Origin of the sequence: Paenibacillus sacheonensis (assembly GCF_009909195.1) — a bacterium.
In the GTDB taxonomy this organism is placed as follows: Bacteria; Bacillota; Bacilli; order Paenibacillales; family Paenibacillaceae; genus Paenibacillus_Z; species Paenibacillus_Z sacheonensis.
This window is the reverse complement of the sequence record NZ_JAAAMU010000004.1, coordinates 248,470-267,556: the sequence shown is the minus strand read 5'-3', so window position 1 is coordinate 267,556 and position 19,087 is coordinate 248,470. Positions and strand designations below refer to the sequence as shown.

Here is a 19,087-nt window from a genome sequence, read left to right as displayed (position 1 = left end):
CCTCCTTTATTTAATAAGCGCGTTCGGATCGACGATCAATGCGACTTGTCCGTCGCCAAGAATCGTTGCGCCGGATATCGCTTCAATGTTGGTCAGATATTTCCCGAGCGTCTTCAGCACGATTTCGCTTTGCCCGAGGAATTCGTCGACCGTGACCGCGCAAAGCTTGGTTCCTTTGCGAATGACGAGGATTTCCGTTTCGTGTTCCTCTTCTTCCGGGAAAGACGTACATCCGAGCACTTGGGCCAGCGAAACCAACGGAATGACGGAGCCTCTGTAGTCGATCATGCGATTGCCATGAATTTTGCGAATCTGTTCCCTTGGGACAATGGCCGTTTCCACGATGGAAGACAGCGGAATCGCGTACTTCTCCGCTCCAAGCTTGATGAGCATGGCCGAGATGATCGACAGCGTGAGCGGAAGCTGGATCGAAAACTTCGTTCCGCGGCCTTGCGCCGATTCTACGCTGACATGCCCGCCGAGCGATTCGATTTTCGTCTTGACGACATCGAGCCCGACCCCTCGTCCGGAAATGTCCGAGATCTTATCTGCCGTACTAAAGCCGGCTGCGAATATCAGCATGTTGATCTCGCTGTCGGTCAACCGCTTAGCGGATTCCGCATCGACGACGCCGTTCTTGATCGCCGTCTGCTTCACCCTGTCCGCGTTGATGCCGCGGCCGTCCTCTTCCACCTCGATGAAGACGTGGTTGCCGCTGTGGTACGCGCGAAGATGAACCGTCCCCGTCTCCGGCTTGCCCGCAGCGAGGCGATCGGCGACCGATTCAATCCCATGGTCAAGCGAATTGCGAAGCAGGTGAACGAGCGGATCGCCGATTTCGTCGATAACCGTTCTGTCCAGCTCCGTATCCGCGCCGGAGATAACGAGCTCGATCTTCTTGTCGAGCGATTTGGCCAAGTCGCGAACCATGCGAGGGAAGCGGTTGAAGACGGATTCCACTGGTACCATGCGAAGCTTCAGCACGATATTTTGCAAATCGCTGCTGACGCGGGACATATGCTCGACGGTTTCGGTCAGCTCGTTGCGGCGAATTTCGCTGGCGAGCTGTTCCAGCCGTACGCGGTCGATAAGCAGTTCGCTGAATAAGTTCATCAGCGAATCCAAACGGTCGATATCCACGCGGATGGTACGGGATCCACCGCCGCCCCCCGAAGCCGGTGCGGCTGGCGCAGAACCTGCGGGAGCTGTCGGCGCCGGTGATGCGGCAGCAGCTGCTTGCGCGCTTGCAGCCGAGACCGTATCCACGGCGATGGAGGCTGAAGCGGTCGGTGCGCCTTGCGCTGTCGAGACGCCCAACTGCTGGAGCGATTCTTTATCCAGCTGCGTAACGACGGCACTCTCGATTTCGGAGACGGACTCGATTCCGCTGCGGAGTTCCGCTTCCGGGATGCTGGCGATCGTAAAGACGGTAAAGCTGCGGTCGAACTTCTCTTGTTCGATATCCTGCGAGCTCGGTGACGATTTGACGATCTCTCCGCTGCGTTCCAGAAAATCGAATACCATGTAGGCGCGTGCCGCTTTAAGCACGCAATCATCCCGGAGCGTCACCACGATATGGAATACGGTCATTCCCGCGTCGATGGATTGAAGCAAGATCGAGCTTTGGAACTGGTCCAGCGTGCTGCCGTCGTCGCCCGCGACCGCTGCGGCCGGCTTTGCGGCTGCGCTGTCGTCCTTGTAGTCGCCTTTGACGATGGACTTTAAGGACGTCACGATCGACGCAACGTCCGCTTTGCCCGTTCCGCCGCCCATAATATCCTGAACCATGGATTCCAACGCGTCTAAACCTTTGAACAAGGTATCGAATATAAAGTTGTCCATGCGCAGCTTATGGTTTCGAACGAGATCCAGGACATTCTCCATTTCATGGGTCAATGACGCAAGATCCTCGAAGCCCATCGTCGCGGACATGCCTTTCAGCGTATGCGCCGAGCGGAAAATGACTTGGACGATACTGATGTCCTCCGGTGCACTTTCCAGCTTCAGCAAGTTTTCGTTAAGCGACTGCAGGTGATCGTTTGATTCGTCTATAAACATTGAAAGATAGGCGTTCATATCCATTTCCATGCACCTCCTGTACGAATGGTTGCCAAACGAAAATCGCGCTTTATTGCTTCACTGCTTCCGTCAACGCGGAGGCAATGGACTTCAGCGGCAGTACCGCCTTCGCCGCCCCCGCTTCTACGGCCGAGCGAGGCATGCCGTATACGACGCAGGTTTCCTCCGTTTCGGCGATCGCGCTCGCTCCGCCGCTTTCGTTCAACTTCAGCATGCCTTGGGTACCGTCATTGCCCATGCCCGTCATAATCACGGCGTGCCGGCTTAATTCCGGGAATGCCGCGCACGATTCGAACATCGTATCCACGGACGGTCGGTGGCCGTTCCGCGGCGCGTCTTCCGTAAGCTTGATGTAGTAGCCTTCTCCGTCCTTCGCAAGCTCCAAATGCTGTCCGCCGGGCGCGATATAAACGACGCCGGCACAGACGCGTTCGCCCTGTTCGGCTTCCGTCACGCGCAGCTTGCTGAAGCTGTCCAGCCTTTGGGCAAGCGATGCCGTAAATTTAGGCGGCATATGCTGCACGACCAATACCGGAGCCGGAAAATCTTCCGGCAGCGACGATATGACTTCATGCAGCGCGCGCGGACCGCCTGTCGACGTGCCGATGGCAACCAAATCGTGAAACGACTTCGACGATTTCGATTTGCGTTTCAACGGCTCAATCGGTATTGGAGCTGTTTCGATTACCGGCTGCGGGTTGGCTGCTAATGGCTGATTCAAGTTCTCTGCTGGTCGTTTAGCAGCTGCAGCAGCTGTAGAACCGGTTACGCCCGTCGCTTGCTTATTTCGCCGATTTGTCTGCGGAACCTCCGGCTCGGCCGGCATTTTATCCACTGACGGGCCAGCCGCGGAATCTCGCTGCTTCGGCGGTTTTTGCTTCGCGGTACCGTTGACCGCCGACGGCCTTGGCTTGCCTGAGGCCGGTGCGTCGAGGTCGGTCTGCCGGGAAGCATAAAAGCTCGAGAACCGTTTGGTCAGCACCGCGATGCGCATCTTCTCAAGCAAATACTCTCCGACTTGGCGGATATCCGGCGACAGCGGCCCCGAAGGCTTGCGGATAAAGTCGAAGGCGCCGTTCTGCAGCGCTTTGATCGTCTCTCTCGTCCCGTCGTCGCTGATGCTCGACATCATGATGATCGGAACGGGATTAAGCCGCATGATGTGCTCGACCGCGTCGAGACCGTTCATCTCGGGCATTTCCAAATCCATCGTAATGACGTCCGGCTTATGCAATCGTACCGCCTCTATGGCTTCTCGACCGTTGTTGGCCGTCGCGACGATCGTAAATTGAGAATCTCCTGCGATCAGGTCGCAAATGATTTGCCGCATAAACGCGGAATCATCCACGACAAGCACGCGTGAAGTTGCGCTCATACGCAAGCCCCCCTTTGCATCAAAGGTTGTTAAGATCGTTTAAACATGCGCTGTAGGAACCCTTTGACCCCGCTGTTTGCGAATACGGTAGAGCTGGGAACTTCCGCGAACCGATAAGCGATTTCGTTAATGGACCTGGCAGCCTCCGTGCCTGGAAAAGCGATGGCGAACGGAATTTGCCGTTTGACGGCCTTCGAGACGTTGGGATCGTCCGGCATGATGCCCAGCACCGGAAGCTCGAGCTCCAGAAACCGCCGGGCGACAAGACCGATCTTCTCGGCCGTGGCCCTGCCCTCCTTATCGTCCGTTGCGCGGTTGACGATGAGCTTGAAGTTCACGTCCTGCTCCATCGCCGTAACCATCTTAATTAGCGCATACGCATCCGTGATGGAGGTGGGCTCCGGCGTCGTGACGACGATCGTTTCCTGCGCGGCGGTGATAAATTTCACCGTTTCCTTGGATAGTCCCGCGCCGGTATCGAACAAGATGACGTCATACTGCCCATGCAGCCTGCCGATCTGCTCGGCGAAGAAATTAAGCTGCGAAGGGGACAGATCGAGAAGATCCTTGAATCCGGAGCCTCCGGCGATAAAATGAACCCCTTGCGGCCCCTCCTGGATAATCTCCCAAATGGTCTTGTCCTGTTTTAAGAGATGATAGAGGTTGTAAGTAGACGTAACGCCCATGAGCACATCGATGTTGGCCATGCTCATATCCGCGTCGAACAACAATACCTTCTTGCCGAGCCGCGATAAAGCAAGCGCAAAGTTCAAGCTGAAATTCGACTTGCCTACGCCGCCTTTGCCGCTTGTTACGGCAATGATGCGCGTCGTGCGCCCCTCGCCTCTCAGCTCTTGATTACGGACCAAATGTCGAAGCGCTTCAGCCTGATCATTCATGGCCATCCCCCAGAAGCTGCGAGACGTACGCGGTTGCCTGGAACGCCGAGATGTCATCAGGAACCGTTTGGCCGTTTGCGATGAAGGTCGGTTTCAACCCGTGCTCCAATGCCAGGTTCAAAACTGCGCCGACGGCGCTCGTCTCGTCTTGCTTCGTGTAAAGGACGCGATCGACGCCGAATTTGGCGAAATTGCCCGCAACCGCGGACATATCGCTGAACTTGCCCGTTAGGCTGAGAACGAGGAAGGTCTCGGACTGCCCCCCGGTCTGCAGCAGGCTGTTGACTTCCGAAACATACAACTCGTTGCGGAAGTTGCGGCCGGCCGTATCCATGAAGATGAGCTCGCGGTCCTCCAAGGCCTTGAACGCCCGCGCTACTTCGGATGGCGAGAACACTACCTCGAGCGGCACGTTCAAAATCGTGGCGTACGTGCGCAGCTGATCGACAGCCGCGATACGGTACGTGTCCGACGTGATCAAGCCGACCTTTCGGCCAGCCTTCAAGGTTTGCTCGGCAGCCAGCTTCGCAATGGAAGTTGTCTTGCCTACACCGGTCGGGCCTACAAAATGAATGACTCTCGTGTCGCTCGCGATCGTGAAGCCTTCAAAGCCCCTAAGCCACGCCGTGAGCGCCTGTTCGGCCAGCTTCCAGACCTCGCCTCGGCTCGGCACAGGCTGATCGCCATCGGCATGATTCGATTTCAGTTCCGTCATTACGGTATCGATGAGCCGTTCGATCCATGCCGGGCTGACCTCCTGTTCCTCCAGTCGCTCTACAAGCGATTGAACGGCCTCGGGTCTCGATGACAGCTGCTGCTGCTTGGACATGCGCATAATCCATTGTTTCATGTCTCTTATCTCATCGATTAAAGCGTCTTCGGTTACGCGCGGCTTGCGCTGTTCCGTTCCGGCTGCCACAGAAGGAGCAGCTGGCCGTGCCTTGCTCTCGATGGGATCGGCCGTTGAGCCCGCGGCCATCTGAGCGGCGCCCGTTCGGGCGGCATATACGGCAGCCGGGGCTGCGGTGCCGATCAATTCCCGCTCGGGGGAGAGAACAGCTGCCCCCGATTGTCTGGCTGCCGCCGTCGAGGCAGGTGCTTTCTCCCGGCTGGCGACAGCCGCAGACAGCGTCGCGGCCATCGAAGCCGCCGCCTCCGGCGATATTGCCGGCTTAGCAGGCGCCGATGACGATCTGGCTGGCGGCGTCGCGCGTTCGCTGCCGTTCGTCTCCACAGCCGCGATGACTTCCGTCTTCTTCTTGCCGAACATGCCAAGAAATCCGCCGATGCGAATTTCTTTCGTATTTAATATGACGGCATCTACGCCAAGCTCGCTTCGTATCATTGGCAGTGCCTCAGGCAGCGCATTGACGACGTATCGCTTTACCTTCATAAATTCACCACTCCAATGCTTTGAACTTCGACGCTCGGTTCAAGCTCGCTGTACGACAGGACCGGAATATCCTGCATCGTCCGTTCCACGATTTGCCTTAGATACATGCGGATCGTCGGCGATGCCAGCACGATCGGCTGGTTGCCGGATTGCAGCTGCTTGTTCACCTGTTCGTTCAGCTTCTGATAGATCGTCTGCGATGAAACCGGATCGAGCGCCAGATAGCTGCCCTGTTCGGAGCTTTGCACCGATTCCGCGATCTTCTTCTCGAGGGAAGGTCCGACCGTGATGACGCGAAGCGTATCGCCCTGATTCGAAAATTGCTGCGTAATTTGCCTGGACAGCGCTTGACGAACGTATTCGGTCAGAATATCAGGGTCTTTCGTATAAGACCCATGATCAGCCAGCGCCTCGAAGATCGTCACCATATCGCGGATCGAGATCTTCTCGCGAAGCAGCTTGGCCAATACTTTCTGAACATCGCCGACATTCAGAATGGACGGGATCAGTTCGTCCACGAGCGCTGGATAGGACTCTCTCACATTATCGATCAGCGCTTTCGTCTCCTGACGTCCGATGAGTTCATGCGCATGACGCTTAACAAGCTCCGTCAAATGCGTCGCGACGACCGAAGGCGGATCCACGACCGTATACCCCGTCAATTCGGCGCGCTCTTTCGTCGACTCGTCGATCCACATGGCCGGGAGTCCGAAAGCCGGTTCAACCGTTTCGATCCCGACGATGCTGTCATCGTCGAAACCCGGGCTCATCGCCAAGTAGTGGTTGAGCAGGAGCTCGCCGCGGGCAACGGTGTTGCCTTTGATTTTGATGACGTATTCGTTAGGCCGCAGCTGAATGTTGTCCCGAATGCGGATAACCGGCACGACCAGACCCAGCTCAAGCGCGCATTGCCTGCGAATCATGATGATCCGGTCCAGCAAATCGCCGCCCTGCTGCTGGTCTGCCAGCGGAATGAGGCCGTAACCGAATTCGAATTCGATCGGATCCACCTGCAGGAGGCTGATGACGCTCTCCGGACTCCGGACCTCCTCGATCTCCTGCTCCTCCACGAGAAGCTCTTCCGCATGCAGCTGTTTGTTGAGGTTCATTTGCATCCGGTAGCCGGAGAACACCATCAAGGCTGCGAACGGCCATGTGGCGAAGATCCCGATCGGCGTCGCGATGCCGAGAATCCCGACCGTTCCCGCTACGATGTACAACAATTTCGGATAGCGGAACAGCTGGGAAGTGAGATCCTCCGCCAGATTGCCGTCGGACGCTGCGCGCGTCACGATAAGTCCTGTTGCCGTCGAGATCAGGAGCGCCGGAATTTGGCTGACCAGTCCGTCCCCGATGGTCAAGATGGAGTAGGTAGTCAGCGATTCCGAGAAAGACATGCCATGTACCGACATGCCGATAATGAAACCGCCGATGAGGTTAATGAACAAAATGATGATGGAAGCGATAGCATCGCCTTTGACGAATTTGCTCGCACCATCCATGGAACCGTAGAAATCCGCTTCCCGTTCGATTTTCTGCCGGCGTTCCTTCGCCTGCTGTTCATTGATCAGACCGGCATTCAAGTCGGCGTCGATACTCATTTGCTTACCCGGCATGGCATCGAGGGTAAAGCGCGCAGCAACCTCGGCTACGCGTTCGGAACCTTTCGTAATGACGATAAACTGCACGACGACGAGAATAAGGAAGACGACGAAGCCGATGGCAATCTGGCCGCCCGCTATCCAGTTGCCGAACGTTTCAACGACGGATCCCCCTTCTGCCTTCTGCAAAATATTCCGGGTCGTCGACAGGTTAAGCGCCAGCCGGAATAATGTCGTGATGAGCAAGAGCGCCGGAAAAATCGAGAATTGCAGTGCATCCTGCGTATTCATTGAAATCAGCAGGATCATCAACGCGGCGGAGATGTTAACGATTAGCAGCACGCTCAGCAGCGGAGTCGGAATCGGAATCACCATCATCAGCACGATGCCGATAATCCCAATCAGTATGGTTAAATCTCTTGGCTTCATGACGTTCCTCCTCCACCCCATGGGACGTTATTTCACTTTGTTTTTAAGCTTATATACATATGCCAATACTTCGGCCACAGCTTGGAACAGATCGGCCGGAACGGTGTCGCCGATCTCCGTCCGTTCGTACAAGGCTCTGGCCAGCGGCCTGTTTTCCATCATTATGACGCCGTGCTCCTTCGCCAAATCTTTGATCCGAAGAGCCACGAAGTCCATTCCCTTGGCAATGATCGTCGGCGCTTCCATTGTCTTGCCGTCGTACTGCAGCGCGATAGCAAAGTGCGTCGGGTTCGTAATGACCACGTCCGCCTTGGGCACCTGCTGCATCATGCGCTGGAGCGCCATTCTGCGCTGCCGTTCGCGTATCTTGCCTTTGATCAGCGGATCGCCTTCGGATTTCTTATATTCGTCCTTGATGTCCTGCTTCGACATCTTCAGGCTCTTCTCGTGTTCATACCGTTTGTACAAGTAATCGAATACGGCGAGCGCGACGAGAATGGCGCCGATCTCCAGGCCAAGCTTGATGGTTACGCTGGCAATGAAGGCGAAGATTTCTTCCACGGGCACGGTGGCAAGCCCTAGTATGCGGTCCCGTTCCTTCATAATCGTTATATAGACGACCAAGCCGATCAGGAGCAGCTTCAAGATATTTTTGATGAATTCGACGACGGAGTGCATGGAGAAAATGTTTTTAAAGCCTTTGATCGGACTGATTTTTTCGAATTTCACTTTGAATGGCTCGCCGGTGAATAAGAGCCCGACTTGCATGTAATTCACTAGCAGAGCGATAAGAATGGAGATAACGAAGATAGGCATTAACAGCATGAAGCCCTGCATCATAAGGTCGGAGAACATGGTGATGACGTTCGCCGTCGTCACTTCCATCAACAGCTTTTGTTCCAGCAGCAGACCGAACATCCTCAGAATGCGTACTTTATAGTAGCCGCCAAGCATGATAAAGCTGATGAAGACAATGAGGAGAATCAAAGCAGCCGGAAGCTCCTGGCTCTTCGCGACCTGCCCTTTTTTACGCGCCTCCTGCCGTTTCTTTGGCGTTGCACGCTCCGTTTTTTCCTGCGAGAACATCTGTAGATCGAGCGTCCAACGGTAATTCGTCATCACGTAAGCCTCCTACTCATGGTGAAACGGCTCTCGCCGTCGTGACGGCGGCGCGGCGCGTTTCTTCCGAAGAAATATAAGCGGTAGGATAAGCGGAAACTTAACCTTTCTTATACGTTAAGCTGCAGGGCCGTGCAGGATCGAGAATAACTTCTGCATTGCGCTGAACATTTGTTCGAAAATATGTTCGTACAGCGTGATGAGTCCCGGCATCAAAATCGCCAGAATCAGAAAGCCGACGAGAATTTTAATCGGCATGCCGATAACGAAGACGTTGTATTGCGGCGCTGTCCGAGCCAGCAGACCCAATCCGGCATCCGTCAGGAACATGGCCACGACGAGCGGCGCCGACATTTGAAGGGCCAGCATAAACGTTTGCGCGAACATGCCCGTAAGGAAGGTGGTGATGCTGCCGCTCTTCATATGAAGGAACAGCGTATTCGACAACGGAATCCAATCGTAGCTCTGCAGCAGCGCGGAAAGCAGATAATGATGTCCGTTGATCGATAAGAATACGAGCGTCGCGATCATGCCTTTGAAATTGCCGATCAGCGGAGAGGATGCTCCCGTCATGGGGTCGATAATGTTCGCCATCCCGAAGCCCATCTGCATATCGATCAAGCTGCCTGCCGTGTTGATGATCGTGAAGAACAGATAAGCGGTGAAGCCGAGCAGCGCTCCCGCTAGAATCTCGCGGAAGATCGCTAATATGTATTCGGCGTCCGGCACGATCGTTTGCTTCAGCCCGTACGTCAGAAAGACCAGAAAGGAAACGAAAAAGCAGAAACCCAGCTTGAACGTAGTCGGCACGTTTCGAGTCGAAAAGATAGGCGCGACGACGAAAAATGCTGTAATTCGACAAAAAATAAGCAAAAAAATAGGGAACCCTTGAAGAAACAACTCCATCGATCCACAGCCCTATCCGATGTATTTATACAAGTTATTCAGCAGGTTGTAAGTGAAATCGACCAGCGTGTTCAATATCCATGGACCAAATAACAAGATGGACAGCAGCACGGCTGCCACTTTCGGAACGAATGCCAGCGTCTGCTCCTGGATTTGCGTCGTGGCTTGAAAGATACTGACGATCAAACCGACGACCAACCCGACGAGAAGCATGGGCGCGCTAGCCTTTAATACGGTATATACCGCCTGGCCAGCCAAGGCGATGATGAAGTCCGAACTCATTATTGCACTCCTCTCTGGCAGGGGCTATGTCGTGTTAAAGCTTAGCAGCAACGACTTGATGACGAGATACCAACCATCTACGAGGACGAAGAGCAATATCTTGAACGGCAGCGAAATCATGACTGGCGGCAGCATCATCATCCCCATCGCCATAAGCGTACTGGCCACGACCATGTCGATGATGAGGAAAGGAATAAAGATCATGAAGCCCATTTGGAACGAAGTCCGAAGCTCGCTCAAGGCATAGGCCGGAACCATGACGGTAATCGGAATGTCTTTATACGTTTTAGGCTGCTCGGCTTTCGTGTATTTCAAGAACAACTCCAGATCCTTCTCGCGCGTTTGGTTGAACATGAATTTCTTCATCGGCTCCGCCGCTTTGCCAAGCGCCTGCGTCTGCGTCAGCTCGCCTTTCAAATAAGGCTGCAGGGCGACGTCATTGATCGAGCCGATCGTCGGCGCCATGATGAAGAAGGTCAGAAACATTGCAAGTCCGATCAACACTTGGTTCGGCGGCATCGACTGCGTGCCGAGCGAGGTTCGGACGAAACCGAGTACGATCACGATCCGCGTGAAGCTTGTCATCAACACCAGGATGCCCGGCGCAACGCTGAGCACGGTGATTATTAATAGAAGCGATAATGCGCTCGTACCCGGCTGATCGCTTCCTTCGTCGCCGATGCTTACGCTGACGTTCGGAAGCGGTTCCGCAAAAGCATGCCCGTGCAGCAGCAGCCCGATTGCTTGCAGCGCTAGAACCGTTAGTATGATTTTTTTGTTCATTCGTCCAACAACCGATCATTGTGATTTTGATCTCTAAGCAGCTCTTCGACTTTCTGTTTCTGATCCGCTTGCCGCTTCATGCCGTTGCTCAGCAGCTCCTTGAAGGAAACGGTCGATGATGGCCACGGATCCTCCTTCGGTTCGGATGACGGTTGTTTATTGCGAAATTTCCCTAGAAAATCCGACAGTGCCGGCGAGCTCCACGTTCGGCTCGCCTGCTGCTCGATGGCTTCCATGATGGCTGCGGCGGCATCGGGATCCACGATCTTGTCCAGCAGCGTGATGTCTTCGCCGACCCCGACAACGTAAATGCGTCCCGAAAGCTCCACAACTTGAAGCGATTTGTTCTGACCGAGCGGAATGCCCCCGAGCGAGCGAAGCGATCTCGTGGTGCCCCAGCCGCGGTTGCGGCTAGCCAGCCACTTGATCAGCAGAACGATCAGTCCGACGACGATCAGCAGCGCGACGATGACCCAGATCAGATAGCCGATGCCTGCACCGACCTCCGGTTTGCCCTCGTCATTGCTGCCCGCTGCCGATGCAAGACTTGCCGTCGTTAGCCAGCCGAAGACCGCTAGTCCAGCAAGTCGAATTACGTTCGAAACTTTCATCCTATTAACCTAGCGTTTTCTTAATCGCTTCAATGACGCGGTCAGCTTGAAAAGGCTTCACGATGAAGTCTTTGGCGCCTGCTTGAATCGCATCGATGACCATCGCCTGCTGCCCCATCGCGGAACACATGATGACTTTGGCGTTGCCGTCCAGCTTCTTGATTTCTTTAAGTGCAACGATACCGTCCATCTCCGGCATCGTGATATCCATCGTGATCAGGTCCGGCTTCAGTTCTTTGTATTTCTCGATTGCCTGCGCGCCGTCCTGTGCTTCTCCTACGACTTCATAGCCGTTTTTTGTCAAAATATCTCGAATCATCATTCTCATAAATGCTGCATCATCCACGATCAAAATGCGGTTTGCCATTGCTTCTTCCCCCTAAGGTGTTATTGTAACTTTTGGATGCGATCCCATTGGCTCACGATATCCGTGACACGAACCCCGAAATTCTCGTCAATAACGACAACTTCTCCCTTAGCGATCAGCTTGTTGTTGACTAAAATATCGACCGGTTCGCCGGCCAGCTTGTCCAGCTCAATAATGGAACCTTGCGACAATTCAAGAATATCTTTGATTTGTTTCTGAGTTCTTCCTAATTCTACTGTGACCTTCAACGGTATGTCGAGCAATAAATTCAGATTCGATTCATCGGCTTGAACGTAAGGCGCGCCTTGGAAATTCGCGAATTGGACAGGCTGTACGTTCACGTTTCGATTCGGCATTCCGCCGAACGTCTGCGGTCCGCCTTGCGGTGCGGCGGCATACTGCGGTGCCGGCTGCTGCATGTGGGCCGCAGGCGGCGCGACGGGCGCTGGCGGCGGTGAAGCGGGCGCCGGCGGATGCGTATGTACAGGCGCTGATGCAACCGGTTCTGTGAATACGGCAGCAGGCGCGGGCACCTGAACGGGCTCGGGAGCCGCTGCTGCAGGCTCGGACGCTCCGCCCATCAGCGAGTCTACCATTTCTTTCGCGAACGAAATGGGAAGCAGCTGCATGATCGTGGAATCGATCAGATCGTCGATGGTCAGACGGAACGAAACTTTGATAAACATATCGTCGGTCGGAAGTCTCTCTACGCCTTCTCCGTTCGCAACGTCAAGAATGTCGATGCCCGGAGGCGAAATATTGACGAAACGGTTGAAGAGCGTCGACATCGACGTCGCCGAAGACCCCATCATTTGATTCATCGCTTCTTGGACGGCGCTGATATGAATCTCGTTCAGCTCCGAACCAAGCAGCCTTCCTTCGCCGCCAAGCATCAGATCCGCGATCGTCTGCGCATCCTTCGTCTTGATGACGAGCGAGTTAATGCCTTGGAAGCCCTCCACGTAGCTGACAGAAACGGCGACATGCGGTTTCGGGAATTCTTCGTCCAGCTCGCTTCGTTTGATCAACGAAACCGTAGGCGTCGTAATATCGACCTTGCGGCCCAGCAGCGTCGACAAGGCCGTTGCCGCGCTTCCGAACGTGATGTTCCCGATTTCTCCAAGTGCATCCTGCTCGATCGAGCTGAGGAAGGCATTCAATTCCTGCCCGCCGCTAGCCGGCTCCTGCATATCGGATTCATCGGAAGATTGACGCAGCAAGGCATCGATTTCTTCTTGCGATAAGTAATCTTTACTCGTCATATTCTTCTTCCACTCCTTCGGTGAACACTTCATTGATTTGAACGGCCATGCGGTCTTTGATCGACCCGGGACTGCCTGAGAACTTCAGCTTGTCCCCGACTTTAATATCAAGTCCTTGATCGATTGATTTATTCAATGAAATGACATCCCCAATCGACAGACCCAAAAACTCGCGAATCGATATGCTCGAGCTTCCCAGCTCGCATACGATCGGCAGCTTCGCCTTGCTGACCCGCTGCTTCAAGACTTCGATTTCTTCCGGCGCCCTCGTCTTCTTCTGCGAAACGAACCAATGATGAACGGACAGCCGCGGCATGATCGGTTCAATGACGACATGCGGGATGCACAAGTTGATCATCCCCGTCGTATCGCCGATTTTGGTGCTCAAGGAAATCAGGGCGATCGTTTCGTTCGGCGATACGATCTGCATGAATTGCGGGTTCGTCTCCAGCGCTTCAAGACGCGGCTTGATGTCGATGATCGTTTTCCACGCTTCCTGCAGACTTTCGAACGTACGGCTGAAGATCCGTTCCATGATCGTCGTTTCGATTTCCGTCAACGCGTTGATTTTGGAAGGAGCGAGCCCTTGGCCGCCCAACATCCTGTCCAGCATGGCGTACGCGACGTTCGGATGAACCTCGAGCACCATGCGGCCTTCCAGCGGCTCGGCTTCGAAGATGTTCAAGATCGTCATTTTCGGAATGGAGCGTATAAATTCGTCATAAGGCAGCTGTTCGACCTGAACGACATTGATTTGAACAAATGTGCGAAGCTGCGCTGAGAAGTAAGTGGTCAAGTATCGCGCGAAGTTTTCGTGGATCCGCGTCAAGCTTCGGATATGATCCTTCGAGAAACGAACCGCGCGTTTGAACTCGTACACGCGAATCTTTTTCTGCGTATCTTCCTTCTTCAATTCCTCTGCATCCATCTCGCCGGAGGACAACGCAGCGAGCAGCGCGTCAATCTCGTTCTGCGACAAAACATCAACCATTTTTCTCACCCCCTTCAAAGGAATGCGGCATTATCTAAGATGTTTACAGCTTCGAAACGATAAAATCCGTTATTTCGACTTTAATGAGTTTGCCGCCGTCCGGCAGCTCGGGATTTATCAAATTAAGCAGTTCCGCGCACAGCTTGTCTTTTCCCTGCGAGCCATTGATTTCCTCCAGCTTCATGTCGGAAAGCGTACGAATAATGATCGGCTTGATTTGGATGTCCTTGATCTTGTCGAAATCCTTCTTCGTCGACTTCTTATCCAGCTGAAAAGCAAAGCCAAGAACTGCAACGTAATCAGGGTCCACTAAGTTCGTTTGAATCTTCTCGATCGTGCTGGTCAGATCGACGCGTTTATCCGCCGTAAGCTTGACCGCCGTGACGGCTGCCGCATCTTTCTCGGCATTGGCTGCGGCGCTCTTCGCGTCGTCGTCTCCCATGACGGAGTTGTACAGAATAACGGCAACGATCGCAATTAGGGTAATAGCGAGCAAAATGGTAATCAGCCATGGCAGCATTTTCTTCATTAGGATGTTCCCTCCGTTTGATCACTCTTTAAGGTCGCCGCATAGACGCCGATCGAGCGAAGATAGGACTGTATGGAGGAAATGACTTCGTTTGCTTTCTCCAACACCAGTATTTTCTTACCTGTCGTGAGCGTGATCAAGGTATCGGGCGTTTCTTCGACCACTTCGATAAGCAGCGCGTTGAGATGTACGGTCTTTCCGTTCAAACGCGTCACGGCAATCATAAGCTTCCTCCTTCACCTGGCGGAGAGGCGGCTGGCGCCCCTCCTCGGCTGTTTACCTATCTCTTGAGATTGACGACCTCTTGCAAAATCTCGTCCGAAGTCGTGATGATGCGGGAGTTCGCTTGGAAACCGCGCTGCGCGACGATCATTTCCGTGAACTCGGAAGTCAGATCCACGTTCGACATTTCCAATTGACCGGCAATGATGGCGCCTGTACCCGCTTCCGGATCGCCTGCGGTCGTCAGCGTTATTTCGCCGTCGATGTTCGCATTCGGCGTCATGCGGTACAGATTGCCGCCGATCTTCTCGAGGCCGTTCGGATTCGTAACCTTCACGATGCCGAGCTGGATGCCCGTCGCCGTGCTTGTGCCGTCGGCGCCGATCGAGATGATGGAGCCATCCTGCGAGATCGTAAAGGCTTTGACTTCGGCCGGATCAAGCGTAATCGGTCCGCCGTTGGAATCAAGAACGAACATGCCGTCCCCATTCACGAGCTGTCCCGCCGCGTCCAGCGTGAAGTTGCCGGCGCGAGTCAGGTATGGCGATTCGCCTCCGTCGCCGTTCGGCGATACGGCGAAGAATCCGTCGCCGTCGATCCGAACGTCAGTCGGCACGTTCGTCGTCATCGCGCTGCCCGGCGTGTGGATCGTATCGATCGATGCGATTGCCACGCCGAGACCGACTTGCTTCGCGTTCACGCCGCCCGTCGTTCCTTCTTCCGGACGCGTAACGCCGGAAACGGTTTGGCTCAGGATATCCTTGAACATGACGCGGCCAGCCTTGAAACCGACCGTATTGACGTTTGCGATATTGTTGCCGATAACGTCCAGCTTCGTTTGAAAGCCGCGCATGCCGGAAACACCGGAGTACATAGATCTTAACATTCGATTGACAACCTCCTGCGGGTATTAGTCATGGTAACGAATTGCATTTTCAGCATCGTTCGGCGGAGCCGTTTCCGTCGATCCACGGCTCCCGGCTTCCTATGAGCAGGTCCGGCCGTCGTTACGAAACGATGACTGCACTGTCGATCTGAGTGAATACGTTGCCTTGCATGGCGTTTCCGTCCATCGCCGTGACAACGGTCCGGCTGGGTACGTTGACGATCATCGCGATGTCGCGGTACACGACCAGCGAATCCTTCGCGCCTTTGGCAGCCGCTTGGTCGATGGCATTGCCGATCTTCGCCAGAGCTTCCGGCTTAAGCGTAATGCCGCGCTGAGCGATGCGCTGTTCCGCATGCTGACTGAACTTGATTACATTGCGGCCGAGCACTTCTTTAAAGGAAGCGGCGCCCGCGGACGATTGTTCCGATTGAGCCGGCTTGCGAAGCTGCGTGCTGGCGGTCAGGCTTAAATGTCCGATTTTCATGACGTCATCCATTGTCCGCATCACCGCCTTCGACTTGGTCGCCGATCGAAACGATGTCTTTCAGGTCGATGTCCTGATTCCCGACGCGTGCGTATTGCACTTTGTCTTTAATGACGATGGAGTCCACCACGCCATTCCGTGGAATCATCTCTCCGGTCTCGGAATAGTCGTACCACTGCACGTTCTTGCCGATCATCGTGGAAGCCATCCCTAAGTTTTGGCGAAGGGCCGTAAGCTGGTCCGACATATTAACGAGCTGCTCTACCGATGAAAACTGCGCCATTTGCGCAATGAAATCTTTATCTTGCAAAGGCTGCATCGGATCCTGATTCTGCAGCTGCGTTACGAGGATGCGCAGAAAATCATCCTTGCCCATGGAAGTATCCTCTGGTTTTTTGGCCGCTGCCTGTACGTTGCTGGCGCTGTAATACGGCCATACATTGGTGGTCGATACGCGATCTGCCATGTAATCTCGTCACCTCCGTTCAATGGAGTCTAAGCAGCCTCGCCGCGCTTCGGCTAGGCGATGGTGTGGATGCCCCGGCCAAGACCCAAGTCTCGGTCAGCGGCTTGCTGAACTGAAATCTCTTCCATATCCGCGAAGTCGATTTCGCCAATCGTGTCGTCGTTCGACTTATCCCGCTTCGTGGAACCTTGCTGTTGACCTTGCGCCCCTTGGCGATCCTGGAACAGGTTCGGCTGCACCGACGTTTGGGAGACGACCAGCTTGTCTACCTGAAGGCCTTGCGACTGAAGCGCAGAACGCAGTTGCGCCATTTGGTTCTCCAGCATATCCTTCGCGGTCACGGTGTCCGTGACGAATGACGCGGTCAGCGCACCGTTATGCACGGAGATGTTCACGTTGACCTGCCCCAGATGCTCCGGGTACAGCGTAAGCTGCGCTTGCGATATCCCGTTAACCGTAGAAACGTTAAACTGCTTGACGACCATGCCTTGGATGGTCGAAGCGAACTGCTGCACCGGCACCGGCTGTGCGAGAACCGGCTTGGAGACCGCAGCCAGCTGGCGTTGGAGATCCATGTTGACCAGAACCGGCTGCAGAATGACGTCATTCGAATCCTCCGGAAGCTCGGTTAACGAAGTCTCTGCCGCTTCCTTCTCCGGCTTCTGGACGACGTTCAGCACGCCTACATGAAGGAGCTGGTGGGCCATTCGCTTCAGATGGGAGCTTGCCTGAGGCGTCGTCTGAAGCGCAAGAACGGTATCGATGGTATCGACTGCGGCCGCTTGTTGCGGAACGGCGACTGCCGCTGCCGGCTGTTCCGGCTTCTTGCCGCTCAGCAGCTGGTCGATCGAAGTCAACTGCTTGCTGATCTGCGACATCTGATCACGATTGACTGGCAGGCTCTTCTGGTCCTTCAGCAGTGCCCTCAAATCAACTAACGCTTCCTGCATGCCTGACTTTAGCGCATTCAGTTCCTCGAGATTGACGACTGCCGCTTGCCCTTGTTCCTGTCCCACGGCCTCTGCGACGATCGCACTCGGCTGCTGCTGCAAGGCCGGAATGCCTGCAAGCGAGCTGAGCAGCATGTCAAGCTGCTGAAGCGCTTCGGCCAAATCGCTTTCCGTCGTCGTTTGGGCGAGATCCTGGGTATCGGCATTTCCCAGCTTCTCGATCAACGCTTCGATTGCACCAAGCAAGTCCGCCGCGGAAACCTGTTCACCGAGCAGCGAAGTTACGGAAGGATTGGAAACCCCGTTTACGGGCGCCGAAGCTTCGCCGTTTGACTGCTCGTTCGTCTCTTTCCCCTGCGTGCCGGCAATGGTTTGATTGAAGGTTTGATTGAATCGGCTGTTATCCGTGCCTTTCGTTGAAGCCGTACTAGTCGCGGCAGGAGCCGGGCTGGGAGTAGCCGTCGTAATCGGCATTTGCATGTTTTTCACCTCCTTTCCCCTGAAGGCTGCACATCATGCTTCAATCGACGTTTGTTTATTTGCCCACCATCAGTTTGGATACCAATTGGGCGGTGATGGCTTTATTCGCCGACGACATCTCCGCTAGGATCTTGGAACGCGCTGCGTCGTCCACGGCGTTCAAAATCCGAAGCACCTTGCTCGGGCTTACGTCCGACATCTTAAGCAGCAGGTCAGCTGCGGCAGCGGGGTCCATTTTAGAGAATGTCGAGTTCAATTGCGCCGCGCTCAGCACGGCATCCGATTGCGTGGTCGTCGTTTGCTGTTTATTGATCCGCGCTTGCAGCGCCGCGATTTGACGATCCTTCGCAGTCTTGGTGTCTTTGAGCAGCACGGAAGCATCCGCCGCTTTCTTGGGATTCATCTTCTCGAGAATGACCGCCCGATCTTCCGGCCTCATCGCATCCAGCACGAGCACCGCTTCCGCCGTCTCCATGCTTTCCAGAATCGGCGCCGCCTTGCTTGGGGTCATGCTCGTATACATCGATGCCAGCTCGCCGATCTTGCTCTGATAGGCGGAATCGCTCAGCTGCTGCTCCGCGTTCGCTTGTTTGAGCTGTGCCATTTGCTGCTGAAGATCCTTGACGGTCTTCGCGAGCGTCGTCTTCTCTTCGACCGTTTTGCCGAGCTCCGATTCTTTCGCGGTCAGCTGTGCTTGCAATTCCGCAATCTTGGCCGACGTGTTAGCGGACTTGATCGAATCTTCGTTAACGGCATGTCCGTCCTTCACCGACGGTTCGGGCAGAATCCGGTTCAAGACGGGAATGTCATTCCCAATCTCCAGCGCCTTGTTGCGCAAATTAATATTGAATATGGTCACGAGCACACCGAGCAATATTAAGGTAAATAAAATCGGCGTTACGAAAAACATGAATCTCTCGAACCCGCTGTAGCTTTGTTTTTCCATTTCCACATCCGCCAAAATAAGTCC

20 protein-coding genes are annotated in these 19,087 nt (G+C 54.7%); all 20 read right to left on the bottom strand.

The window, feature by feature from the left end:
- Positions 1-6 precede the first annotated feature (6 nt).
- Entirely contained in the window at positions 7-2,082 is a 2,076-nt protein-coding gene (locus GT003_RS09310; protein WP_161696777.1) for a chemotaxis protein CheA, read from the bottom strand.
- A gap of 46 nt (positions 2,083-2,128) precedes the next feature.
- Entirely contained in the window at positions 2,129-3,454 is a 1,326-nt protein-coding gene (locus GT003_RS09305) for a protein-glutamate methylesterase/protein-glutamine glutaminase (RefSeq protein ID WP_161696775.1), read from the bottom strand.
- A 29-nt stretch (positions 3,455-3,483) separates the two neighbouring features.
- Positions 3,484-4,353, bottom strand: a complete 870-nt coding sequence (locus tag GT003_RS09300) for a MinD/ParA family protein (protein ID WP_161696773.1) — start codon at positions 4,351-4,353, stop codon at positions 3,484-3,486.
- The gene (gene flhF / locus GT003_RS09295) at positions 4,346-5,746 is read right to left on the bottom strand and encodes a flagellar biosynthesis GTPase FlhF (protein ID WP_161696771.1); all 1,401 of its coding nucleotides are present in this window, start codon (positions 5,744-5,746) and stop codon (positions 4,346-4,348) included. Before flhF ends, GT003_RS09300 begins: the two co-directional genes overlap by 8 nt.
- Positions 5,743-7,776 (bottom strand): flagellar biosynthesis protein FlhA, encoded by a 2,034-nt coding sequence (flhA, locus tag GT003_RS09290; protein ID WP_161696769.1) that lies wholly within the window; start codon positions 7,774-7,776, stop codon positions 5,743-5,745. Before flhA ends, flhF begins: the two co-directional genes overlap by 4 nt.
- 27 nt (positions 7,777-7,803) lie before the next feature.
- Positions 7,804-8,895: a flagellar biosynthesis protein FlhB gene (flhB, locus tag GT003_RS09285; protein ID WP_161696767.1), complete on the bottom strand. Its 1,092-nt coding sequence runs from the start codon at positions 8,893-8,895 to the stop codon at positions 7,804-7,806.
- Between the two features lie 117 nt (positions 8,896-9,012).
- On the bottom strand, positions 9,013-9,801 hold the full coding sequence (fliR, locus tag GT003_RS09280) for a flagellar biosynthetic protein FliR (protein ID WP_161696765.1): 789 nt from the start codon (positions 9,799-9,801) through the stop codon (positions 9,013-9,015).
- 12 nt (positions 9,802-9,813) lie between these two features.
- Positions 9,814-10,083, bottom strand: a complete 270-nt coding sequence (gene fliQ / locus GT003_RS09275) for a flagellar biosynthesis protein FliQ (protein WP_161696763.1) — start codon at positions 10,081-10,083, stop codon at positions 9,814-9,816.
- Positions 10,084-10,107: 24 nt separating this feature from the next.
- Entirely contained in the window at positions 10,108-10,866 is a 759-nt protein-coding gene (gene fliP / locus GT003_RS09270; protein WP_161696761.1) for a flagellar type III secretion system pore protein FliP, read from the bottom strand.
- Positions 10,863-11,477: a flagellar biosynthetic protein FliO gene (locus GT003_RS09265; RefSeq protein WP_161696759.1), complete on the bottom strand. Its 615-nt coding sequence runs from the start codon at positions 11,475-11,477 to the stop codon at positions 10,863-10,865. The genes fliP and GT003_RS09265 overlap by 4 nt, the downstream gene beginning before the upstream one ends.
- 4 nt (positions 11,478-11,481) lie before the next feature.
- Positions 11,482-11,844 (bottom strand): response regulator, encoded by a 363-nt coding sequence (locus GT003_RS09260; RefSeq protein ID WP_091218732.1) that lies wholly within the window; start codon positions 11,842-11,844, stop codon positions 11,482-11,484.
- A 20-nt stretch (positions 11,845-11,864) separates the two neighbouring features.
- The gene (fliY, locus tag GT003_RS09255; RefSeq protein WP_161696757.1) at positions 11,865-13,106 is read right to left on the bottom strand and encodes a flagellar motor switch phosphatase FliY; all 1,242 of its coding nucleotides are present in this window, start codon (positions 13,104-13,106) and stop codon (positions 11,865-11,867) included.
- Entirely contained in the window at positions 13,096-14,097 is a 1,002-nt protein-coding gene (gene fliM / locus GT003_RS09250; protein WP_161696755.1) for a flagellar motor switch protein FliM, read from the bottom strand. Before fliM ends, fliY begins: the two co-directional genes overlap by 11 nt.
- 43 nt (positions 14,098-14,140) lie before the next feature.
- Positions 14,141-14,626, bottom strand: a complete 486-nt coding sequence (locus GT003_RS09245) for a flagellar basal body-associated FliL family protein (RefSeq protein WP_161696753.1) — start codon at positions 14,624-14,626, stop codon at positions 14,141-14,143.
- A complete protein-coding gene (locus GT003_RS09240; RefSeq protein ID WP_161696751.1) occupies positions 14,626-14,850 on the bottom strand; it encodes a flagellar FlbD family protein in 225 nt (74 codons plus the stop codon). The genes GT003_RS09245 and GT003_RS09240 overlap by 1 nt, the downstream gene beginning before the upstream one ends.
- Positions 14,851-14,906: 56 nt before the next feature.
- The gene (gene flgG, locus GT003_RS09235) at positions 14,907-15,734 is read right to left on the bottom strand and encodes a flagellar basal body rod protein FlgG (protein ID WP_161696749.1); all 828 of its coding nucleotides are present in this window, start codon (positions 15,732-15,734) and stop codon (positions 14,907-14,909) included.
- Positions 15,735-15,855: 121 nt separating this feature from the next.
- Positions 15,856-16,233 (bottom strand): TIGR02530 family flagellar biosynthesis protein, encoded by a 378-nt coding sequence (locus GT003_RS09230; RefSeq protein WP_239565737.1) that lies wholly within the window; start codon positions 16,231-16,233, stop codon positions 15,856-15,858.
- A complete protein-coding gene (locus GT003_RS09225) occupies positions 16,226-16,687 on the bottom strand; it encodes a flagellar hook capping FlgD N-terminal domain-containing protein (RefSeq protein ID WP_161696745.1) in 462 nt (153 codons plus the stop codon). The genes GT003_RS09230 and GT003_RS09225 overlap by 8 nt, the downstream gene beginning before the upstream one ends.
- A gap of 53 nt (positions 16,688-16,740) precedes the next feature.
- Positions 16,741-18,117 carry a flagellar hook-length control protein FliK gene (locus tag GT003_RS09220; protein WP_161696743.1) on the bottom strand — a complete coding sequence of 459 codons (1,377 nt, stop codon included), beginning with the start codon at positions 18,115-18,117 and terminating at the stop codon, positions 16,741-16,743.
- Positions 18,118-18,172: 55 nt separating this feature from the next.
- Positions 18,173-19,063: a magnesium transporter MgtE N-terminal domain-containing protein gene (locus GT003_RS09215; RefSeq protein ID WP_249043569.1), complete on the bottom strand. Its 891-nt coding sequence runs from the start codon at positions 19,061-19,063 to the stop codon at positions 18,173-18,175.
- Positions 19,064-19,087: the final 24 nt, after the last annotated feature.